A 21099-nucleotide genomic window follows, 5' to 3' on the forward strand; every position below is an offset into this window, starting at 1 on the left:
AAGAAAAAGCGCACCGGCATCAGTGCCGGCGCGCTTTTATTTTATTGCAAATCAGAAAAAGTTAGAAATAATATAAACGATAGAGCGATTATTTTCGGTCCTTGGCGGTCTGGTCGCGCGCCGCGCGGAACTCGGCATCGCTGGCCCAGTTGGGCCACGACTTGCCATCGGCCAGGTCGCGGCCCAGCGAATACAACATGCCCAGGTCGTGCGCCATGCCGGTGAATTGCCACTTGGCGCTCCACTCGTCCGACGGCTGGTGGTAGTTGTCGGTGGTGTAGGCCTGCTCGTTCTTCTTGCCGGCTGCAATGCCGCCGTCCACCCAGTCGTTACCCGAACCGTAAGAGAACGCCGGCACGCCGCGCTTGGCGAACGGGAAGTGGTCGGAGCGGAAGAAGTAGCCGGCTTCCGGCTTCGGATCGGGCGAATACGCCAGGTTCCACTGCTTGGCCTTGGCCACCAGCTGATCCAGCAAGTCGAGCTTGGCGCTACCGGAGATGGTGAAGTTGCGCGAGACGCCATGCGGGCTGAGCGCATCCATATTGATCACGCCAACCGTGGTGGCCAGCGGGTACAGCGGGTACGACGCGTAGTATTCGGAGCCGAGCAAGCCCTTTTCTTCTGCCGTCACCGCCAGGAACAGCACGCTGCGCGCCGGCTTCGGCGCCTTGCCGTAGGCGCGCGCCAGTTCCAGCATGGCGGCCAGCCCGGTGCCGTTGTCCACCGCGCCGTTATAAATCTTGTCGCCTTTCGCATCGGGCAAGCCGACGCCCAGGTGGTCCCAGTGGCCACTGTAGATCACGGTGTCGTCGGGACGACTGGCGCCCACCACGCGCGCGGCCACGTTTTTCGACGTGATCACTTGCGCGTCCACCGCGTACTTGCCCGACAGCGTCACGTCCTTCAGTTGCACCGGCTTGAAGTCACGCGTTTGCGCCAGTTTTTTCAGCGCCTCGAAATCCTGGCCGCCGCGCTTGAACAGGTCCGCCGCCAGGTCGCGCTGTATCCACGCTTCCACGGGCGCATGAGCTTCGGCCGGATTCTTGCGCACGATGTCGTACATGACGTTGGTATTCGAGTTTTTCACCGTGGCCCAGCCGTACGAGGCCGGCGCGGTTTCGTGGACGATGATGGTGCCCAGCGCGCCGCGGCGCGCCATTTCCTCGAACTTGTAGGTCCAGCGGCCGTAATAGGTCATGGCCTTGCCGCCAAATTCGCCCTGGCCGGTTTCGAAATCGGGATCGTTGATCAGCACCACGGCCAGCTTGCCCTTCAAATCCACGCCTTTGAAGTCGTCCCACTTGCGCTCGGGCGCGGTCACGCCATAGCCCACGAACACCAGCGGCGCATCCTTGAAGTCCACCAGCTTGCTGCCGCTCATGGACGCGCGCACGGCCAGGTCGTCGCCCTGCTTGAGCGCATGGGTACCCTTGGCGTCGCGCACCGACAGCGCAACCGGCCCCTTGATCTCGAAGCGGCCCAGCGGCACGTCCTGCGTCCAGCTGCGCTCGCCCGGTTTGCCCTTGACGGGATCGCCGCCAGGCTGCAGGCCGGCCGCCTTGAATTGCTGCACCAGGTAGTCGACGGTGAGCGTCTCGCCGGCGGTGTTGGGGCCGCGCCCTTCGAACTTGTCGGACGAGAGCACCTTGACGTCCTGCGACAGGCGCTTGGCGTCGAACTCGGGACCGGTGGCGGCGTGCACCATGCCTGCCGACAGCAGTGCGGCGATAATCAGCGTGTGTTTCAAATCTGGCTCCTCGGTAGTTTGCAACGAACAACGAATATGACATGATTTACTTGTGGTCGCAATGGCAGGGCGAATCGGCATAGGTGACCCAGCGTACAGCCCGCGTGGTGCGCGCGGTCCACACTCGACGGCATACCGCCAGTGGAGACCCCCCATGCCCGAAGGACCATCGATCGTCATCCTGCGCGAACAGGTCGCAGACTTTGAAGGCCGCACCATCGTGCGCGCGCAAGGCAGCAGCAAGGATGTCGCGACGGACGAGCTGGCCGGCCAGCCCATTTTGGCGCTGCGCACCTTCGGCAAGCATTTCTTGATACGTCTGGCCGACCGCGCGCTGCGCATCCACCTGCTGATGTTCGGCACGTACCTGATCAACCAAACCAAGGAGGCCGGCCGCGCCAAGCCGCGCCTGAGCCTGTTCTTCGACGACGACAGCGCGCTGCATTTTTATACGTGCTCGATCAAGACCCTCTCCGACGACCTGGACAGCGAGTACGACTGGCGTGGCGACGTCATGAACGACGCCTGGTCGCCAGCACTGGCACTGAAAAAACTGCGCGCCCAGCCTGATCTGCTGGCGTGCGACGCCCTGCTCGATCAGACTATCTTTGCCGGTGTGGGTAACATCATCAAGAACGAGGTGCTGTTCCGGGTGCGCCTCCACCCACTCTCCAAGATGGGCGATATCCCGGCAGCGAAGCTGCGCGCACTGGTGGCGCAGGCGCGCGCGTACAGCTTCGATTTTCTGGCATGGAAAAAAGAGGGAACGCTCAAGCAGCACTGGCTGGCGCACACCAAGAAAATCTGCCCGCGCTGCAATATCTCGTTCCTGCGCGGGCACCTGGGCAAGACTGCGCGGCGCAGCTTTTACTGCGCGCGCTGCCAGCTGCAATATCCGCTTACACCAGCCCGGTCAGGTAGTACACCGCGATCACGAGAAACACCGCCAGCGTCTTGATCACGGTGATGCCGAAGATCTCGCCGTACGACTGCCTGTGCGTCAGGCCCGTCACCGCCAGCAGGGTGATCACGGCGCCGTTGTGCGGCAAGGTATCCATGCCGCCGCTGGCCATCGACACCACGCGGTGCAGCACTTCGAGCGGAATCTGCGCGCTTTCTGCTGCGCGGATGAACTGGTCCGACATGGCCGCCAGCGCAATGCTCATGCCGCCCGATGCCGAACCGGTGATGCCGGCCAGCGTGGTCACGGAGACGGCCGCGTTGATCAGCGGATCGGGCACGCTTTTGAGCGCACTGCTCACTGCCAGGAAACCCGGCAACGCCGCGATCACGCCGCCGAAGCCGTACTCGGACGCGGTATTCATTGCCGCCAATAACGCGCCGCCCACAGCGGCCTTGGTGCCCTCGGCAAACGCCGCGCGCACGCGACCAAACGCGGTCACCACCACGAACACGATGCCCAGCAGCAGCGCGCCTTCCACGGCCCAGATACCGATCACGCCCTTGATGGGCAGGTTGATGGCGCTGTGCAGACCGGGCAAGGCGTCGGCCGTGAGCGCGTAATTGTCGCCGTACCAGTGCGGAATCATCTTGGTCAGCGCGAAGTTGACCACGCCGACCAGCACCAGCGGTGCGATCGACAGCAGCGGGTGTGGTAGGCCGCGTTTGGCAGGCAGCGGTGCTATCGGCAGGTTGTCGGCTTTGGCGCCGGCGTTGGCGCCGGTGTTGGCATCGGCTTTGGCGTCGGCTTCGGCGGCGCTACCGCCATAGCCTTCGCCGGTGGCCATCACGGTGCGGCGGCGCCATTCCAGGTAAATCAGGCCGGCGGTCAGCATGGCGACACTGCCGATCACACCGAGCCATGGCGCGGCCCAGCCGGTGGTCTTGAAGAACGTGGTGGGGATGATGTTCTGGATTTGCGGGGTGCCGGGCAAGGTGTCCATGGTGAACGAAAATGCACCGAGCGCGATGGCGCCGGGCATCAGCCGCTTGGGGATATTGCTTTGCCGGTAAAGCTCGGCAGCGAACGGGTACACCGCGAACACCACCACGAACAGCGACACGCCGCCGTAGGTGAGCAGCGCGCACACCAGCACGATCACGGCATTGGCGCGGGTGCGGCCGATGTAGCGGATCGCCGCCACCACGATGGATTCGGAGAAGCCGGAAATTTCGATCAGCTTGCCGAACACGGCGCCCAGTAAAAATACCGGGAAATACAGTTTGACGAAGCCGACCAGCTTTTCCATGAAGATGCCGGAAAACACCGGCGCCACCGCACCCGGGTCGGTCAGCAATACCGCGCCGAGGGCGGCAATCGGCGCAAACAGGATCACGCTGTAGCCACGGTACGCGGCCAGCATCAAAAAGGCCAACGCTGCAAGAACAATGACGAACGACATGCCGACTCCATTGGGTATTGATCTGGGGATATTGTAGTCGTAAAAGCAACGGCCTCATCGGTGCACGGCGCCAGCCATGCAATAATTGAACATCAGCCGACCACCAAACAACACCGGCGGCTACCAGCAAGCACCGATGCGCGTCCGCCAGCACCACCAGCCGTAAAACCGTCATTCCCGCGCAGGCGGGAATCCATAGACCGTTACAGGAATCTCATGCGCCTGCCCCTCCTCCTCCTGCTCGCCAGCCTGAACGCTGCTGCCCAAAACCAGTCCCAGGGCAAGCCCCAACCGCAAGTGCCGCAAGTGCGCATCGGCGTTGTCGCGCCCTTGTCCGGCGCCAGCGCCCACATGGGCAAGGACATCGAAAACGGCGCCCGCATGGCGATCGACGACCTCAACGCCACCGGCCCGCAGATCGGCGGGCGCAGCGTGCAGTTCGTGTTGCAGGTCGAGGACGACGCCGGCGATCCCAAGCAGGGCACGGCCGTGGCGCAAAAGCTGGTCGATGCCGAGGTGGCCGGCGTGGTCGGCCACCTCAATTCCGGCACCAGCGTGCCGGCCTCGCGCATCTACGCGGCTGCAGGCATTCCGCAGATCACGCCTGCCGCCACCACGCCGCTGTACACGCGCCAGGGTTTTCAGACCGCGTTCCGGCTGGTGGCCAACGATAACAAGATCGGTGAAGTGCTGGGCCGCTACGCGGTGCACACGCTCAAGGCGCGCCGCATCGCCGTGATCGACGATCGCACCGCGTTCGGCCAGGGCCTGGCCGATGCCTTCCTCAAGGGCGTGCGCGCGCAGGGCACGGCAGCGGACGCCGTCAGCCGCCAGTACACCAACGACCGCGCCACCGACTTCAACGCCATCCTCACCCAGATCAAGGCGCGCCAGCCCGACCTGATCTTCTTTGGCGGCATGGACGCTGTAGCCGGCCCCATGCTCAAGCAGATGAAATCGCTGGGCATGAACCTGCGTTTCCTCAGCGGCGACGGCATCTGTTCCGAACGGCTGCCGCAGCTGGCCGGCGACGCCCTGGCCGACAACCAGCTCACCTGCGCCGTGGCCGGCGGTGTGACCGGCAACTACGACGTCGGCTACCGTGCCTTCGTGGACCGCTACCAGCAGCGCTACAAGCTGCCGCTGCAAACCTATGCGCCGTACGCCTACGATGCCGTGATGCTGCTGGCCAAGTCGATGCAGGCGGCCGGCACCGCCGTGCCGAAACAGTACCTGCCCGAACTGGCGAAGATCAAGTACCAGGGCGTGACCGGCGCCATCGGCTTCGACCGCTACGGCGACCTGGCCAACCCGGCGGTCACGCTGTACACCTATCGCGGCGGGCGCAAAATCCGCATCGACATCCTGCACTAGAACCGAAACAGTACGGCTGATCGGCCCCGCTGCCGAGGCGCTCAGGCAGCGCCTGATTCCCGGCCGGGACAGATTCTAGGGACGTTCTGCCAACGCCTGCTCGATCTCGCCGGGATGGCGCGCGCGGTAGGCGCGGTAGTACGTGGCGCTGCCGCCGGCGCCCAGGTGGCCGCGATCGTTATGAGCGTACAGACCGGTACCTTTTATGCTGGCGTGGCAACGCTGCGCATCGCACGGCACGTCATAGGTATGCAGCGTGGCGGTGCGCGGAAAGCGCGCGTGCATGTCGGCGAGGATGGCGTCGATGTCGCGATAGCGCACGTCGGCCTCGGCGCGCGGAAAGCTGCACTCGTCGTGCGCGCGGCCGGGCAGGTACACCCGGTTCGAGACGCAGTTTTCCAGACTGGCAGGCAGGAGCGGCAGGTCGTCGAGAAATACCACGCGCTTGCCTGCTGCTTCCAGCTTGCCGATGGTGCGCGCCAGCTCGGTATTGATCTGGCCAGGCAGGAAACCGTGGCCGGTCGGCTGCACGCCAGCGCCGGTGCCGGTGTTCTGATACAGGTCCCACACTGCCGACATGAACACCACCGAAATCTCCGGCCGCGACAATACCCAGGCGATGGTGTTGCGACCATGCGCGCGGCACTCCTGCGCGTGCTGCTGGAAGCCGGGGTCGCCGGCGCGCTCGGGACTGTCCTCGATCGGCGCGCACATGGTGAAAGTCATGTCGTGGATGGCCAGGCCATGTTCCTTGCCGAGTTGATCGATGAAATCGATCAGGTGGTAAGCATGGCTATCGCCAAGCAACACCGCCTTGCGCGGCGACGTGGCGTCGCCCACCGTGCACAGCGCGCTCGGAGTCACCTCGACCTGGCTCCAGCACTGTCTGGCGCGCGGCCGGTCGAACACGGTGCTGCCGGCATCGGCATTGTCCTGCTGGTAGTGCGCCGGATACCAGGCCATGAAATTATCGGTCTTGCGGGCCACCTGCAGCAGCGCCAGCACCGTTAGCACCGGCAGCAGGAACAGCAGCGCGGCGGTTTTCACCGGCGACCAGCGCGCGCGACGCAACGGGTTTTCCACGAAGTAGTGGGTAGCCACGGCCAGCGCCAGCGACAGTCCCAGCGCGGCGGACATCGCGCCCGCCGATTGCCAGCCCAGGCGGCCGAACGCGAAAATCACCGGCCAGTGCCACAGGTACAGCACGTACGATATCTTGCCCAGGAAGACAGCCACGCGGTTGCTCAGCAAAACCCTGCAGTAATGCGCCCCCTCGATGCCGACGATCACCAGCACGGCGCCAAGACACGGCCATAAGGCATTTATCCCCGGCATCGGCGTACCCGCGTTGTAGCGCAATCCACACACCAGGATCACGGCCAGTCCCGCCAGCAACATGGCGTCGTACCACACCCGCCTGGCCGTGATGGGAAAACTGCGCAAGGCAAATACCAGCACCACGCCGCACAGCAATTCGAACAGCCGTCCTTGCAGATAAAAATATGCGCCGGGCGTCGCGCGGCTCACGTCGTACCACGACCAGGCCAGAGCAGCAGCCCACAGCCCCGCCACCAGGGCCAGCGTGTAACCGGCGCGCAGCCTGGCCACCATCAGCAACAGCAGCGGCACGACCAGGTAGAACTGCTCCTCGACCGACAGCGACCAGGTGTGCAACAACGGGTGCTTATCGGCCTGCAAGTCGAAGTAGCCGGTCTGCCTGGCCAGGAAGATATTCGCATTCAATAACAATACAGCGCGGATGCTCTTGAGCAGCGTGAGATTGCTACCCGGGAAGTTGTACACCAGGCAGAACGCCAGGGTTGCCGCCATCACCAGCAACAGCGCCGGCGCCAGGCGCTTGAGTCGCCGCGTATAGAATTGCCTGAGGCTGAAGGTACCGGCCTGCTGGTCAGCGAGTATCGACCGGCAGACCACGTAGCCGGAAATGACAAAGAACACATCCACGCCGATGTAACCACCTGCTACAGCAGTGAACCTGGCGTGGCATAACAGCACCAGCAACACGGCCAGGGCGCGCAGGCCATCGATTTCGGGGAGGTAGCGATTCGGCGCTGGCGCTGTGGCGGTCATGGAATGAAGCGTGTGGGCCGTAGCACCAATTGCTTATTAAAATAAAGGTAGCATTATAGACTTGCTAATAGAAAACTTGCCAACAACAAAAGACGTGCGCCACGCCCGCCCGGGTGGGCCTATCCTGTCTTCATGTCCTGGAGGAACCCGATGCCTGTCGTCCGTTGCCTGATCGCGTGCATGACCTGGTGCTGCCTCGCCATCCCTGCGTTGGCCGCCAGCGACGAACCCGCGCGCGTCACCATCGCCACCACCCGCGACCCGGTGGACAAGTCCTACCGCAAGATGATCGCGGGCATGGATCGCTTCGAACGCCTGCATGCGCTGGCGCCGCAAGCGACCTTGCGCTTCCAGCTGTTGCCGCGCCTGGCCACCACCGAACTCGACGGCATCACTTTGCGGGTGGCCGGCGACAGCGTCTCGCTGCCGGTCAAGGTCGCGCCCGATCACACCTTCACGCTGCCGCGCGACGCCCGCGCACTGGCGCAGGACGCCGCCCTGGTAGCCAGCCGCAAGACCAGCACCCTCACCTGGCGCGCCCAGGTGCGCAGCCCTGGCGTGCCGGCCGGCATGCGCCGCCTGGGCGACCTGCGCCTGGAATGCCAGGTGGGCGTGGCTGCCGGCCTGCTGTCGAACAATTCGGAGATGTTCGCCTGGCTGGGCGACCTGCTGACCGATGCCGACAGCATCTGCGGCGCTCCCGACGGCAACTATGTGTTCTTTGCCGAGCGTCCGATTTTCGGCGTGACCGCGCGCCATGGTGCGCGCAGCGCCGCCCTGCCCTTCGACCTGCTGTACGCGGGCGGCACCCAAACCCCGGAGTCGCTGCCCTACTGCGACTGCCAGGTCCTGCTCGACCGCAGCTTTTACGCGCCGCTGTGGGACAAGTCGTGGCCCGACGACACCCTGCTGGCCTTCGAATACATGGACGATCCGCCCACCACCGCGCTGGCGCCCGGCTACGACACCACGGCCGCCGTGCGCGCCAGGCTGGGGCCGGCCACCGCGCTGCAATTCGATACCGGCGTGCAAGTGTGGCGCTACCGCTATCCGCAGGCGGCCGGCAAGGGCAGCGATGGCCAGCCGGCGTATGCCGAGTTCGTTATTTTGTTCGGCCCGGATGGCGCGGCCCGCAAGGCGCGCCTGACCGAGCCGCTGTAGTTCCTCAACCGGAGCACCACCATGAAACTGCCCTCGTCCCTGTTGCTCTCCACGCGCCTGGCTGCGGCAGGCCTGCTGTTGCTGATGACCAGCGCCTGCGCCAGTCCACCACCGCCTGCGCCGCCTGCCTCTCCTGGTTCTCCCACCTCTCCCGCCGCCCCCGCAGCGCCAGCCGCAGCCAGCAGCCTGTGGCAGCAAATCCAGGCCGCCAGCGCCAACCCCGTGTGCGACAACGACAGCCAATGCCACACGATCGGCGTGGGCGCCAAGGCGTGCGGCGGGCCACAGAGCTACCTGCCGTGGTCCAGCAAGCAGGACGATGGTGCAACCCTTAAACAACTGGTGGAACGCCACGCTGCCGCGCTGCGCGCCCAGGATGCGCGCGAAGCGATGATGTCCACTTGCTCGGTGGTATCGGATCCCGGCGCCAGTTGCCGCGCCAACCGCTGCGTGCTCAACCCGGCCAGCGCCGGCAGCCAGCCCAACGTGCGCTAAGCCCGCGCCCGCCACGTACCGGCGCCGCCCCGGATTTGGGGCCGGGACCGGGAGAGGCCGCCCCCAGCCTTGGCGTGCCAACGAAAAAAAGCCTGCGGCGCCGAATGGCTGCCGCAGGCTTTTTAGTGAAGCAGTTACTGTTCAGTAAGGCTTAGTAAGCCAGCTTGCCCTTGTCGGACGAGCTCTTGAACAGCGGCAGCGGATCGGTGGTATCCACATCGATCACCGTGGTGCCCTGCTTGACGCCGCCCACCAGGTAATCCACCGCACCGACGTAGCGTTTGCCCACCTCCAGGTTGCTCCAGCTCATGCCCACCGACGCCGTGCCACCCAGGGTGGCCGAGCTTGGCGACATCACCTTGAAGTTACCAGCGGTCGAGGTTGGCTGTACCAGCCAGCTCGACAGCTTGTAGGTGGCTTGGCCGCCAGCCGGAGCGTAACCGATCACGCACAGGGTGTAGTTGCCTGCCGCCGGTGACACCAGCTCGATGCGTTCGTTCGACGTCAGTTCGCCGCTCTGGGCCACCAGGGTGGTGCCGCGCAACAGGATCAGGTCGAGGTCGGAGTCGCCGGCGCCCGTGCCGGTGTTGTCCGAGTCGAACAGTGCGAAGCGCGCCACCAGCGTGCCGGCCGGCACGGTGAAGTTGTGCACGTTCACACCGGCCGAGGCGCCGTTCAGGCACAGCGTCGCGTTGTCCGCGCCGCCGGCCTGGCCGATGGTGCGGGTGGTTTGCGTTGCCGGCAGCAAGCCCTTGGCGGTGCTGAAGGCGCCGGCAAAACCGGTGCCCACTGTCAGCACCTTGGCGCCCGACGTGTTTTCGCTGTACACGTTGGCAGCGGCAGCAATGCCGGTGCCGCGCGCGGTCAGCGGGCTGCGTACCGTGTGCACGCCGTCGCTCCAGACCAGCGAACCGTAGGACCAGGTATCGCGCGCCGCAGTGGTGCGGGTGAGGCGGGCCGTGAAGGTGGCCTTGGCGCCCGGCGCCAGCGTCAGCGAGGCCGGCGAGACGTCCACCGTGAAGCCGGGCAGCGTGGCCGTGGCGTTATAGGTGGCGGTGGTGTCGCCCACGTTGGTCACGGTGCGGGTGAGCGTTTGCGCGCCCAGCACGTTGGAGGCGGTCAGCGAAGCCAGGTTCAGGTTGTAGGCTGCGATGCCGCCGCCGAACGTGGTGCACTGCGCCGCGCTGTACACCAGGCCCTGGCCACACAGGAAGCGCGCATACTCGACCGGTGCGATGTCGTACACCAGGCCGGGATCGGCCGCCGTCGTCGGCGCAATGTGGCCGGCGCCCTGGCCGAACGGGCGAGTGCCCGCATAGGTGGCCGAGGTGTCCCATGGCACTCTGGCGCTCTGGCCGTCGTTGAAGGTGTTGTAGGCGGTAGTCATCAGCGCCGACTTGATGGCGGCCGGGCTCCAGGTCGGATGGCGCTGCTTGAGCAGCGCGGCCACGCCGGCCACGTGCGGCGACGCCATCGACGTGCCCGACAGGAAGCCGAACTCAACCGTTTGCGCCGGGTTGCCGGCGGCAATCGCGTTGCGCTGGGCCTGGGTCAGGTCGGGCGTGAGCGCGGCCAGGATGTCGGTGCCCGGCGCGGTCATGTCCGGTTTCAGGATGTTGGCGTTGGCCACGTTCGGGCCGCGCGAGGACGAGCCGCTCATCACCGGCGCGACCACGGTGGTATCGATGGTGGGTTTCAGATTGCCCAGCGCAGCAGTGGCGCCGGTATTGCCCGCCATATAGCTCTTGAGAATGGCGCCGTTTTCCTTGGTGATGTGCACGGTGGACAGCGAGTGCGCCTGGTTCAGGATGGTGACTGCACCGCCCTCGACGTTGGCAATGATCGCGCCCACCGCACCGGCGGTCTTGGCGTTGGCGCTCTTGTTGACCAGGACGTTGTTGCCACGGTCGCACACCAGGATCTTGCCGGTCACCTTGGCCGGGTCGAGCAGGGCTGCCACGTTGTCGGCCGCGCCGAAGCACTGGGCCAGAGCGAGCTGCTGGGCCGGCGTGACGCTGGCCAGGCCCGCATCCCTGGCCAGGATCAGCGACGACGAAGGGGTGTTGGCGTTGCTCGAGGCGCCAGTCAGCTTGACGCCGGTGGGCAGGATCACGTCGCCGACGTACAGGCGGTTGTGGGTGGAGTTGCCGACCGTGGACAGCCACGGGCTGATGTGGCTCGCTGGCGCCGGGGCGGTGGCGGTCGGGCCCGAGTTGCCCGCCGAAGCGGCAACGAACACGCCGGCTGCCGCCGCACCCAGGAAGGCCTGCTCGGTGGCCTCGTCGAAGGCGCCGCCGCCGGCCGACGGGCCGATCGAGAAGTTGATCACGTTGACGCCGTCCTTGACGGCCTGGTTGATCGCCGAGACGCTGTTGGACGTGGCGCAGCCATTGCGGCGGGTAGGGTCGGTCCAGCACACCTTGTACGAGGCGATGCGCGCGCGCGGCGCCATGCCGGAAATCTTGCCCAGGTTGACGCCGTTGATGATGGCGTTGGTGCCGCCATTGCCGGCGGCCGTGGTCGATGTGTGGCTGCCGTGGCCGCCCTCGCCAACCGAGCCGCCGATCGAGTCGCGTGGCGAGGCAAATTCGGTCCAGTGCAATTGCTGGTTGGCAGTCTTGTAGGCACGCGCGCCGATCAGCTTGTTGTTGCAGTTGGCGACGGTAAAACCTTCGCCGGTATCGCAGCCGCCCTTCCAGCTGGCAGGCGGCGCATCGTAGGCCAGCGTGCCGCCGCTGTGGGTGGGGTTGCCGTTCTCGTCCACGTGGTCGGCGTAGCTGGGATTTTCCGGCCAAATACCGCTATCGACGATACCGACGATGATGTCTTCACCCGCGAGCTTCTGGCCGCCCAGTTGCGACCACAGGCCGCCTGGCTGGTCCAGGCCCAGGAAGGTCGGGGTGTAGCTGGTGTCGAGGATCATTTCGGAGTCGGCCGTGATGGCGGCCACACCAGCGTTTTTCTTCAGTGCGCGCACTTCGGCGTCAGTCAGCAGCGCGGCAAAACCGTTGAACACCACGTCGTACTTGTGGGTGATCTCGGCAGCGCTGACGGTTTTGATGACGTCGTTCTGTTTGGCGTCGAGGTAGCTGATATAGGCCTGTACATTGCCCGCATCGACATTGAGGCGCTGGCCGGCGGCCGGCTGGGTGGCGCTCAAACCGGCGACCTGGCCGGTGTAGGTGGCGACCGGCTTGTCAACCAGTTGCACGATGTAGGAGCGGCGCAGCTGTTCGGCGTGGGCGGCGCCGGACAGTGCGGCCAGCAGGACGATGGCGGAGCAGATAGGACGAAGTTTCATGGACGGGTTCCTCGATCAGGCGGCGGTGGTGTTGGCAACGGCGTTGTTATGGTTAGTGCGGGCAGCGCTGGCGGCACGCGAACGGCGACGCGACATCCAGCCCACCAGGCCCAGGCCCAGTCCCATCAGGGCATAGGTTTCCGGCTCGGGCACGGGCGCCACCCGCAGGTTGTCGATGGCGAACTGCGACTGGTTCTCGGCGCCGGCCAGCGGGCTGGTGCAACCGCCGTTACCGTCGAACAGGCAAGAACCGATGGTCACGCTGCTGAAATAGTTGCCACCGAACGCCGTCAACGACAAGGTCTGGAACGGCGAATAACCGAGGCTGTCGAGCACCGGGAAATCGTAGGCATACGACACGTTGGTACCGTTCGACAACTCGCCGACCAGGGTCAGCTGGCCATAGGTATAGCCCCCCAGGTTACCCACCGGCGCCAGGAAGGCGTAGTCGAGACCGGTAAGCTGGAACAGGCGGTTGTCGGTACGGGTGACCTTGAGGCTGCCATCGTTGACACCGAGGTAGAACTGGCTGGCATTGCCGGTGGGACAAGCGGCCACCGTGCACAGGAACGGATCGCTGCCATCGCCGATGGCGCCAGCAAAACCGGTGCCGCCAGGACCGGCGGCAGGAGTGTCGATCACGGTCAGGTTGTAGCCGGATTGGGTGATGACTTCGGTGCCGCCATAGATGTTCGGCGCGACCGACTCGAAATCGATCACCCCGGCCAGCGCCGGCGTGGCGGACATCACGGCAAGCGCGCCCACGGTGGCGGCAGTCAGTTGGCGCAGTTTCGATTGGAAGAATGTCATTTTCTGTTGCCCTTGTGGTTAAGTGGTGAGCGCGGGTCGCCGGGCTGGTTGCCTGTCGGCCCCATGTTCTACTTTTTTGGAAAGTAACAATGAATATAAACAAACAACTCTCGGCGCAGTAACATATTATTACAATTTATTATTCTTTTTATATTGATAAAGACTGAACAATATACCGATTCCTCTATGAAAGTATCAGATTTTCCAGACGCTGCATTTCGCTCAGATGAGCCTGCTTTGCGTTGTATGCAAACAAACTTCCCACCTAGAAATTTAACATTCTTGTCGAAAACACTGCCCCATCCTCGGCCTTTACGCGAGCAATGCCATGCCATCGTCGCGGTTCATGACGGTTTGATGACATGCATAAAAAAAGCCGGCGCAAGCGCCGGCTTTAACCCTACTACAAACAGGGAATAGATTATTCTGTCATCGCTTTCTTGATAGCAACGCAGCGTTCATCTTCCTGGTGCGTGACCAGCAGCGCACGGCGGGTGCCGGCCGACAGATCGGTCTGCGCTGCCACCGCTGCCTGCAGGCGCGCCACGCTGGCCGGCGTGCACGCGGCCGGTATCAGGGCTGCCGCGTAGGCGCGCATGTAGACCGGGCCGGCCGCTTGATCCACCTGCGCCAGGCTGTCCAGGCGCGCACCGGCGCTCTGCTCGGCCAGCGCGCCCTGCTCGGCCGGATACAGGCCGAACATGGCGGTGCGGATGCGCGAGAACGGCAGCTTGGTCTGCAGGTCGCCGATGGTGGCCAGCCATTCGGCCTTGACCTTGGCGTCCGGACGGACCACGGTGGCGGCCAGCGCGGCGGCCTGGCCGCTGTCGGACTTGTCACGCGCCTGCTCGGCGGTCAACAGCGCGGCACTGCCACGCACGTCGTAACGGTTCAGGCGGGCAACGATGTCCCAGCGTGCGTCCTGGCTCACGTTCAGGCCCGGCACCACCAGCTTGCCATCGAGAATGTCGGCCAGGCGCTTGAGCGCGGCCGGGCTGCTGGCCAGGTTGACGTACGTGGTGAACCAGCGGCGCTGGAAGTTGCTGTCGCCGCTGGCCGCGACAGTGGCCTTGAACGCCATGTCTTCCAGCTGCACGCCCACCTTGCTGCGGTACCTGGCGGCGGACGGGCCCATCTTGTCGAGGTAAGACTTCGACTGGCCGATCTTGCCGACGATATCGCCGAGCAGCGTGTAATCCTTCTCGGCCGGCGCGTTGGCCAGCACGGTTTTCAGGAAACTGTTGAGCGGCAGTTTGCCGTCGCGCACGCTATCCCACAGGCTTTGCCACAGCATTGCGCGCAGCAGCGGATCGTCCACCTTGCCCAGCGACGCCTGCGCGGTGGCGAACGATTTCTGGTCCAGCGCCACCTTGGCAAAACCCCAGTCCTGGTAGTTCGGATAGACCAGGTCCGGGCAGGCCGCGCCCACCAGTTCCGGCACTGGCGTCTCGGCGCCCTTGTAGGTAACCGCGACGTTCTGGCTCAGCGCCATGCCATCCTTGCCCTGCTTGAACAGCGCCACCTGCACGCGCTGTTCGCGCAGGGTCGGCATGTCCTTGCTCGGCGCGCTTTGCAGCAGTTTAAAGCTGTTGACCTTGCCGCCGGCGCAGCTAAGCGACGCCTGGATCGTGTTGACGCCCGGCTCGTACAACCATTCCTTCGTCCAGCCGCTCAGGTCGCGGTTGGCGGCCTCGCCCAGGCTGCCGATGAAGTCTTTCAACTCGGCATTCTGGTACGAATACTTGACCAGGTAGTTATGCACACCCTTGCGGAACACTTCCGCACCCAGCAGGTGGCGCAGTTGCATCAGGGTAGAAGCGCCCTTCGAGTAGGTGATGGCGTCGATATTGTCGAAGGCATTGGCGGTCGACGGCACCGGCGTTTCGATCGGGTGCGTGGTCACGCGCTCGTCCATGACGTACGCAGCCTGCTTGCCGCTCGAATAAAAACTCTGCCAGGCGTTCTTGAACTCGGTGGCTTCGGCCGTACCCAGCGTGCCCATGAACGACGCGAAGCTTTCGTTCAGCCACAGGCCGTTCCACCACTTCATGGTGACCAGGTCGCCGAACCACTGGTGCGCCATCTCGTGCATGATCACCGACGCCAGGCTCTGGCGCTGGGCGGCGGTCATGGTTTCCTTGTGCAGGAAGCGCCCTTCGGCAAAGGTGATGGCGCCGGCGTTTTCCATGGCGCCGTACAGGAAGTCCGGCACCAGGAGCTGGTCGTACTTGGCGAACTGGTACGGCACGCCGAAGTACTCGTCGAAGAACTTCAGGCCCTGCGACGTGTACGTGAACCAGTCCTTGGGCGACACTTGCGCCGCCACCGACTGCCGTGCGAACAGGCGCATCGGATACGGACCGCTGTTGTCTTCCCATACCTTGTACGGACCGGCGTGCATCGAGAAGTTGTACGGGCTCAGTTTCTTGGTGCGCGGGAAGGTCCATTCTTTCGCACCAGCCACATCCTTGACGCCGCTCTCGCGCATGGTGGACACCGCCACCCAGTCGGCCGGCGTGGTGACGGTAACCTGGTACGTGCCTTTCAGGTCGGGCTGGTCGAACAGCGCGAACATCTGGTGGGCGGCGGCCGGCTCGAAGTGCGAATACGTATAGACGCGGCCATCGACCGGATCGACCATGCGGTGCAAGCCCTCGCCATTGGTGCTGTGCAGGCGCTCGTAGGCGATGGTGACGCTGTTGCGGCCCACCTTCAAATCTTGCGGCGCGATGGTGATGAACCACTGGTTGTACTGCGGCGCGACGGCCTTGCCGTTGACGACGAGCTGGCCGATGGTGGCCTTGTCGAGGTCGATGGTCAGCGGCTGGTCGGTATCTTTCAGGTCGAATTCCAGCGTGGTGGTGCCGGCAAAGGTTTCCTTGCCGGTCAGCGTGAATTGCAGCGTGTAATCGACGTTCGAAACGCGGGCCGAGCGCGCCATGGCGTCTTCCTGCGACAGGTAGGCGTTTTCGGCGCGCGGGGCCGGGGTAGCGGCAAACGCGGGATGGGCGGCGCCAAAGGCCAGCACCAGGGCGGCGGCGATCAGATGTTTTTTCATTGTGGATCCTTGATGTGGAAACGCCCGCGCAGTGGCGGGCGTGGCGTCAGCTGCAAGCTAACGATTATTTTTTCAGGTAGGTATCGAGCCAGCCGATCACTTCGTGATGCCACAGCACCGAGTTGGCCGGCTTCAGGACCCAGTGATTCTCATCCGGGAACATCAGCAATTTGCTCGGGATACCACGCCGTTGCAGCGCGGTGAACGTGCCCAGTCCTTGCGCGGTCGGGATGCGGAAGTCGAGGTCGCCCTGCACCACCAGCATCGGGGTTTTCCAGTTTTTCACGAACAGCGCCGGGTTGAATTTTTCGTGCGCTTCCGGGTTGTCGTAGTAGGTACCGCCGCTTTCCCATTCGGTGAACCACAGCTCTTCGGTCGAATACGCCATGCCGCGCGTGTCGAACACGCCGTCGTGGTTGACGATGCACTTGAAGCCGTCGGACCAGTGGCCCTCGATCCAGTTCATCATGAAGCCGCCGTACGATGCGCCCAGCGCGCAGCTCTTCTCGCGGTCGAGCCACGGGAATTTCTGCACGGCTGCCGCCAGACCTTTTTGCAGGTCTTCCAGTGGCTTGCCGCCCCAGTCGCCGCTGATGGAATCGGTGAACTTCTGGCCGTAGCCGGTCGAACCGTGGAAGTCGATGAACACGGTGGCGTAGCCGGCGCCGGCATACACCTGCGGATTCCAGCGGTAGCTCCACGAGTTGCCGAAGCTGCCTTGCGGGCCGCCGTGCACCAGGAACGCGATCGGGTATTTCACGCCCGGTTTCGCATCCCACGGTTTCATCACGTGACCGTAAACCGTTTCGCCGTTGGCGCCGGCGAACGAGAACTGCTCGTACTCGCCGAATTTCACGTCGGCCAGCGCGGCTTCATTGACGTTGGTCAGTTGCGCGGCTTTCTCGCCCGAGCCGCCCAGCTTGAACTGGTACAGCTGCGCGCCCGAGGCCAGGTTGGCCTGGGCGATGACGACGGTGTCTTTCACCACGTCGAAGCCGCTGACGTAACCGTTGCCGGTCAGCTTGCGCACCTTGCCGCTGGCGGCGTCGATGGCAAACAGCGGGTGCTGGCCGATGTCGTCGGCGGTGGCCAGGATGGTCTTGCTGTCCGGCGTCCAGCGGTAGTCGGCAATCGAGCGGTCCCAGTTGTCGGCAACGGTGCGCTTCTTGCCGGTGGCCACGTCGATCAGCACCAGGTGGAAGCGGTCCGCTTCAAAGGTGGGCTTGTCCATGGCCAGGTAGGCCAGCGTGCGGCCGTCCGGCGAATAGATCGCCTTGGTGTCCCAGGCCTGGTTGTCGGCGGTCAGGTTCTTCGGCTCGCCGCCGGTGGCTGGCACCGTGTACACGTCGAAGTTGGTGGACCACGCTTCGGTCTTGCCGGCGATGCGGGCGGAGAACACCACGGTCTTGCCGTCCGGGCTGAAGTGGTACTCGCCGTTGTCGCCGAACGGCTTCGACGGCACGTCGCCATCGAGCGTGCCCGACAGGGCTACCGGTTCGGCGCTGACCTTGCCGGCGGTGTCGATCGGTGCCGCGTACAGCACGTTGGTGCGGCCGTCGGCCCAGGTGTCCCAGTGGCGCACGAACAGCTTGTCGTACACCTTGCCGCTGGCCTTGTTCTTGCCCTGCTCGTCGAGACGCTTCTTGGTGCAGGCCAGGTCCACGCAGTCGCGGAACACCGCCACGCTCAGCGCCAGGCGGTCGCCCTGCGGCGACAGGCGGAAGTTCTCGACGTCGAGCGGCAGGCTGGTGACCTTGGCGGCTTCGCCACCGGCCAGCGGCAGGCGCCAGACCTGCGACGAACCGCTGCGGCCGGACAGGAAATAAATGGCGTCGCCTTTGGGCGACCAGGTAGGCTCGCTGCTGCTGGCGTCCGCTTGCGTCAGGCGCACCGGTGCCGCCTTGGGGCTGCGCAGGTCGAGCAGGTAGAGCTGGGTGTTGCCCCGGTTCTTGTCCATGTCGGTGGTGCGCACGGTGTACACCACGCGGGTGGCGTCGGGCGACAACACGGGCGCGCCCACGCGCTCCATCTTGACCATGTCTTCTACGGTAAAGCCGCGTGGCGCGGCGATGGCGCTCGAGGCCGCAACGGCGGCGCCCAGCATCAGCACAGGTAATCTCATTCGGGGATCTCCGACTGTTAACAAAAAGTACCGGCTGGTGGCCGGTCGTCGAACATCATACCAAGATCAGATAGTGCAAAGGGCAAATGTTACTTTACGCTACTTAAGGACTTGAACTGACCGGGAAAATATATTTCGATGACAAGCGTTTTACCGGTTCCACAGCGCTAAAAATGGGCGCATAATTTCCCACTCACCAGTTCAATCTTCCATGACTACCACCGGCATGTCATGTGAACAACGCGCTGTCCCAGCCGGTAAATGAACAGCACACAACATTGCAGTCTGAACAGTTGTGAACAAGTGTAAATCGGCGTTGAACGAGGCCAAGCCGGCGCTAAGGTTATCCGACCGCCGCGCTGGACGCCTCCTCTGAACGCCACCCGCGCAGCCTCGTCTTACGATCCAGTCAGAAACGGGAAACGCTATGCTTACTGCCACCTATGTCATTCTTTCGCTGTCGGTAGAACAAAAGAAAGAACGCCAGTTCATTTCGCGCCTGCTGCAAACCGTGCAATCGGTCCGGCGCCGTCCGCAGGAAATCGATCCTGCCACCATCGAATCGCAACTCAAGCAACTGACCTCGTTTGCCGAGGCGCGCCACCAGCGCAAGGTGGAAGCGTGCCTGATGCCGGCCGTCTGCGCGGCCGCGCGCGCCACCGACCGCAACTGCGATGCGCTGATCAACGATCTCGAATCGTTGAGCCGCCACGGCAGCGCCACCCTCAACGCCGTCAACAAGTGCATGCGGCGGGCCATGCGGCGCAGCGCCAGCCAGTGCCAGTTCCTGTGCCGCACCATCGACCTGTATTGCTACAACCTGCTCAAGCGGCTCGACCGCGAAGAACAGGACTTGCTGCCGCTGGCGCAAAAAGTCATTTCCAGCGCCGAGTGGTTCGAGATCGGCCGCGAATTGCTGGCGCAGGAAGACAGCGGCGCCGCCAACCAGCCATCGCTGCGTCCGCGCCATGCGGCCACCTACGCCGGCCGCCCGGTGGATATCCGCATCTGACGTTGTTGTTTTCAGCAAGGTAGCGCCGGGAATGCTTGCCTAAGAAATTAGGCAAGGCTAATATCGACTCATGCCCACCAAGCTTGCCACCTCACCATGAGTCAAGGCGCCACCCTTCTGCACCTGCGCGGCGCGGCCGGCATGGATGCGATTTATCGCAAGATCAGCTGGCGCCTGCTGCCACTGCTCATGCTGTGCTGCGCGGTCGCTTACCTCGATCGCGTCAACGTCGATTTTGTCGCGCGCCACATCGGCGCCAGCCTGGCCTTCCGCGAGCATGTGCACAGCTGGGGCATGGCCGCATTTTTCATCGGCTACTGCGTGTTCGCCGTGCCGAGCAACCTGCTGCTCGAACACCTGGGCACGCGCAAGATGCTGCTGCGGATGATGCTGGGCTGGGCGGCATGCTCCGCCGCCAGCGCGTTCGTGCGCTCTCCGATCGAGTTCTACCTGATCCGCTTTTTGCTGGGCGTGTTCGAGGCCGGCTTCTTCCCCGGCGTGATTCTTTACCTCACCTGGTGGTTCCCGTCCGGACGGCGCGCGCGCGCCATCGCCGTGTTTGCCGCCAGCACGCTGGCGGCCGTCATGCTGGCCACACCGCTGTCGAGCGCCATGTTGCAGGCGCTCACGCCGCTGGACCTGTTCGATGGCTGGCAGTGGCTGCTGCTGGCCCAGGCCGCGCCGCCGCTGGTGCTGGGCATATTCGCCTGGTGGTATCTCGACGACCGGCCCGGTGATGCCGAGTGGCTGTCCAGCTTCGAGCAGCAAATGGTGGCGCAAGACCTGGCCCGCGACGAGGCGCGCCGTCACGGCGGCAGCGATAAGGATGTTGATGTGGACGATCCCGATGCACCGTCGGCACTGGCCGTGCTGTGGGGCCTGCTGCGCGACCGCACCATGGTGCTGCTGGGCGCGGCCAACCTGCTGCTCACCGGCGCCGGCTTTGCCATCGTCCACTGGTCGCCGGCGCTGCTGCAACGCTGGACCGCCAGCGATCCTGGGCAACTGGCGCTGCTGTCGCTGGTGCCCGGACTGGCCGGCATCGCCGGCATGCTGGCCATCGGCTACGACTCCGACCGCAGGCGCGAGCGGCGCGGCCATTTTGTCGCCAGCACCGTGCTGGCGGCCGGCGGCCTGGGACTGGCCATCGCCGCCGACGGCATGCTGGCCTGGTCGCTGGCAGGACTGGCGCTGGCCACCATCGGCATCGCCTCGGCCACGCCGCTGCTGCTGGCGATCGCCACCGACCTGCTCACGCGCGGGCAGATGGCAATCGGTATCGCTTTTGTCACCAGCATGGGCGTGCTGGGCGGCGCCTTCGGCCCCGCGCTGGGCGCCCGCCTGCTGGCCTGGGGCGATACCGCCGCCATGCTGGCGGCGCTGGTCGGCACGTATCTCGCGGCCGGCCTGGTCCTGCTGCTGGCGCTGCGCCTCGCCTCCCGGCGCGGTGGCCCGGCGTCGCAAAGCGGCCAGAAAGACAAGCTGGCGCGCAACTCGGACCAGCGCTGATATCGCGGCAGGACGATCGGTGTAAACGGTTAGGCTAGAATATGGCGCCGGTCGGT

At 64.6% G+C, this 21099-nt stretch carries 13 protein-coding genes; 6 read left to right on the forward strand and 7 right to left on the reverse strand.

The features are described 5' to 3' along the window. Positions 1 to 88 precede the first annotated feature (88 nt). On the reverse strand, positions 89 to 1705 hold the full coding sequence (locus F8197_RS17515) for a M28 family metallopeptidase (RefSeq protein WP_373996937.1): 1617 nt from the start codon (positions 1703 to 1705) through the stop codon (positions 89 to 91). 196 nt (positions 1706 to 1901) lie between these two features. Here F8197_RS17515 and F8197_RS17520 point away from each other — a divergent pair, with 196 nt between their 5' ends. Then, the gene (locus tag F8197_RS17520) at positions 1902 to 2705 is read left to right on the forward strand and encodes a DNA-formamidopyrimidine glycosylase family protein (RefSeq protein ID WP_152882990.1); all 804 of its coding nucleotides are present in this window, start codon (positions 1902 to 1904) and stop codon (positions 2703 to 2705) included. Here the strand turns inward: F8197_RS17520 and F8197_RS17525 are convergent. Then, entirely contained in the window at positions 2647 to 4110 is a 1464-nt protein-coding gene (locus F8197_RS17525; RefSeq protein WP_152882991.1) for a GntP family permease, read from the reverse strand. The two genes, F8197_RS17520 and F8197_RS17525, sit on opposite strands and share 59 nt — an antisense overlap. A gap of 216 nt (positions 4111 to 4326) precedes the next feature. Between F8197_RS17525 and F8197_RS17530 the strand changes: the two genes are divergently transcribed. Beyond that, on the forward strand, positions 4327 to 5484 hold the full coding sequence (locus F8197_RS17530) for a branched-chain amino acid ABC transporter substrate-binding protein (protein ID WP_152882992.1): 1158 nt from the start codon (positions 4327 to 4329) through the stop codon (positions 5482 to 5484). Between the two features lie 75 nt (positions 5485 to 5559). On the opposite strand, the gene F8197_RS17535 is transcribed toward F8197_RS17530, so the two are convergent. Continuing rightward, the gene (locus tag F8197_RS17535; RefSeq protein ID WP_152882993.1) at positions 5560 to 7575 is read right to left on the reverse strand and encodes an acyltransferase family protein; all 2016 of its coding nucleotides are present in this window, start codon (positions 7573 to 7575) and stop codon (positions 5560 to 5562) included. A gap of 150 nt (positions 7576 to 7725) precedes the next feature. Here F8197_RS17535 and F8197_RS17540 point away from each other — a divergent pair, with 150 nt between their 5' ends. Next, positions 7726 to 8736 (forward strand): hypothetical protein, encoded by a 1011-nt coding sequence (locus tag F8197_RS17540; protein WP_227012307.1) that lies wholly within the window; start codon positions 7726 to 7728, stop codon positions 8734 to 8736. A gap of 21 nt (positions 8737 to 8757) precedes the next feature. Next, entirely contained in the window at positions 8758 to 9231 is a 474-nt protein-coding gene (locus F8197_RS17545; protein ID WP_152882994.1) for a hypothetical protein, read from the forward strand. Between the two features lie 151 nt (positions 9232 to 9382). Here F8197_RS17545 and F8197_RS29290 read toward each other — a convergent pair whose 3' ends face one another. The 4 genes from F8197_RS29290 to F8197_RS17565 all read right to left on the reverse strand — a co-directional run bounded on the left by F8197_RS29290 (position 9383) and on the right by F8197_RS17565 (position 18522). Next, entirely contained in the window at positions 9383 to 12532 is a 3150-nt protein-coding gene (locus tag F8197_RS29290; protein WP_152882995.1) for a S8 family serine peptidase, read from the reverse strand. Between the two features lie 15 nt (positions 12533 to 12547). After that, positions 12548 to 13342 (reverse strand): NF038120 family PEP-CTERM protein, encoded by a 795-nt coding sequence (locus tag F8197_RS17555; protein ID WP_152882996.1) that lies wholly within the window; start codon positions 13340 to 13342, stop codon positions 12548 to 12550. Between the two features lie 421 nt (positions 13343 to 13763). Further along, the gene (pepN, locus tag F8197_RS17560; protein WP_152882997.1) at positions 13764 to 16400 is read right to left on the reverse strand and encodes an aminopeptidase N; all 2637 of its coding nucleotides are present in this window, start codon (positions 16398 to 16400) and stop codon (positions 13764 to 13766) included. A 64-nt stretch (positions 16401 to 16464) separates the two neighbouring features. Next, positions 16465 to 18522, reverse strand: a complete 2058-nt coding sequence (locus F8197_RS17565; RefSeq protein ID WP_152882998.1) for a S9 family peptidase — start codon at positions 18520 to 18522, stop codon at positions 16465 to 16467. A 427-nt stretch (positions 18523 to 18949) separates the two neighbouring features. Here F8197_RS17565 and F8197_RS17570 point away from each other — a divergent pair, with 427 nt between their 5' ends. Beyond that, positions 18950 to 19534, forward strand: a complete 585-nt coding sequence (locus tag F8197_RS17570; RefSeq protein ID WP_056147093.1) for a hypothetical protein — start codon at positions 18950 to 18952, stop codon at positions 19532 to 19534. A 96-nt stretch (positions 19535 to 19630) separates the two neighbouring features. Further along, complete coding sequence (locus tag F8197_RS17575; RefSeq protein ID WP_152882999.1) at positions 19631 to 21043, forward strand: MFS transporter; 1413 nt, start codon at positions 19631 to 19633, stop codon at positions 21041 to 21043. The last annotated feature ends 56 nt before the right edge of the window (positions 21044 to 21099 follow it).

It is taken from the genome of Duganella sp. FT27W, assembly GCF_009295655.1.
In the GTDB taxonomy this organism is placed as follows: domain Bacteria; phylum Pseudomonadota; class Gammaproteobacteria; order Burkholderiales; family Burkholderiaceae_D; genus Rugamonas; species Rugamonas zoogloeoides.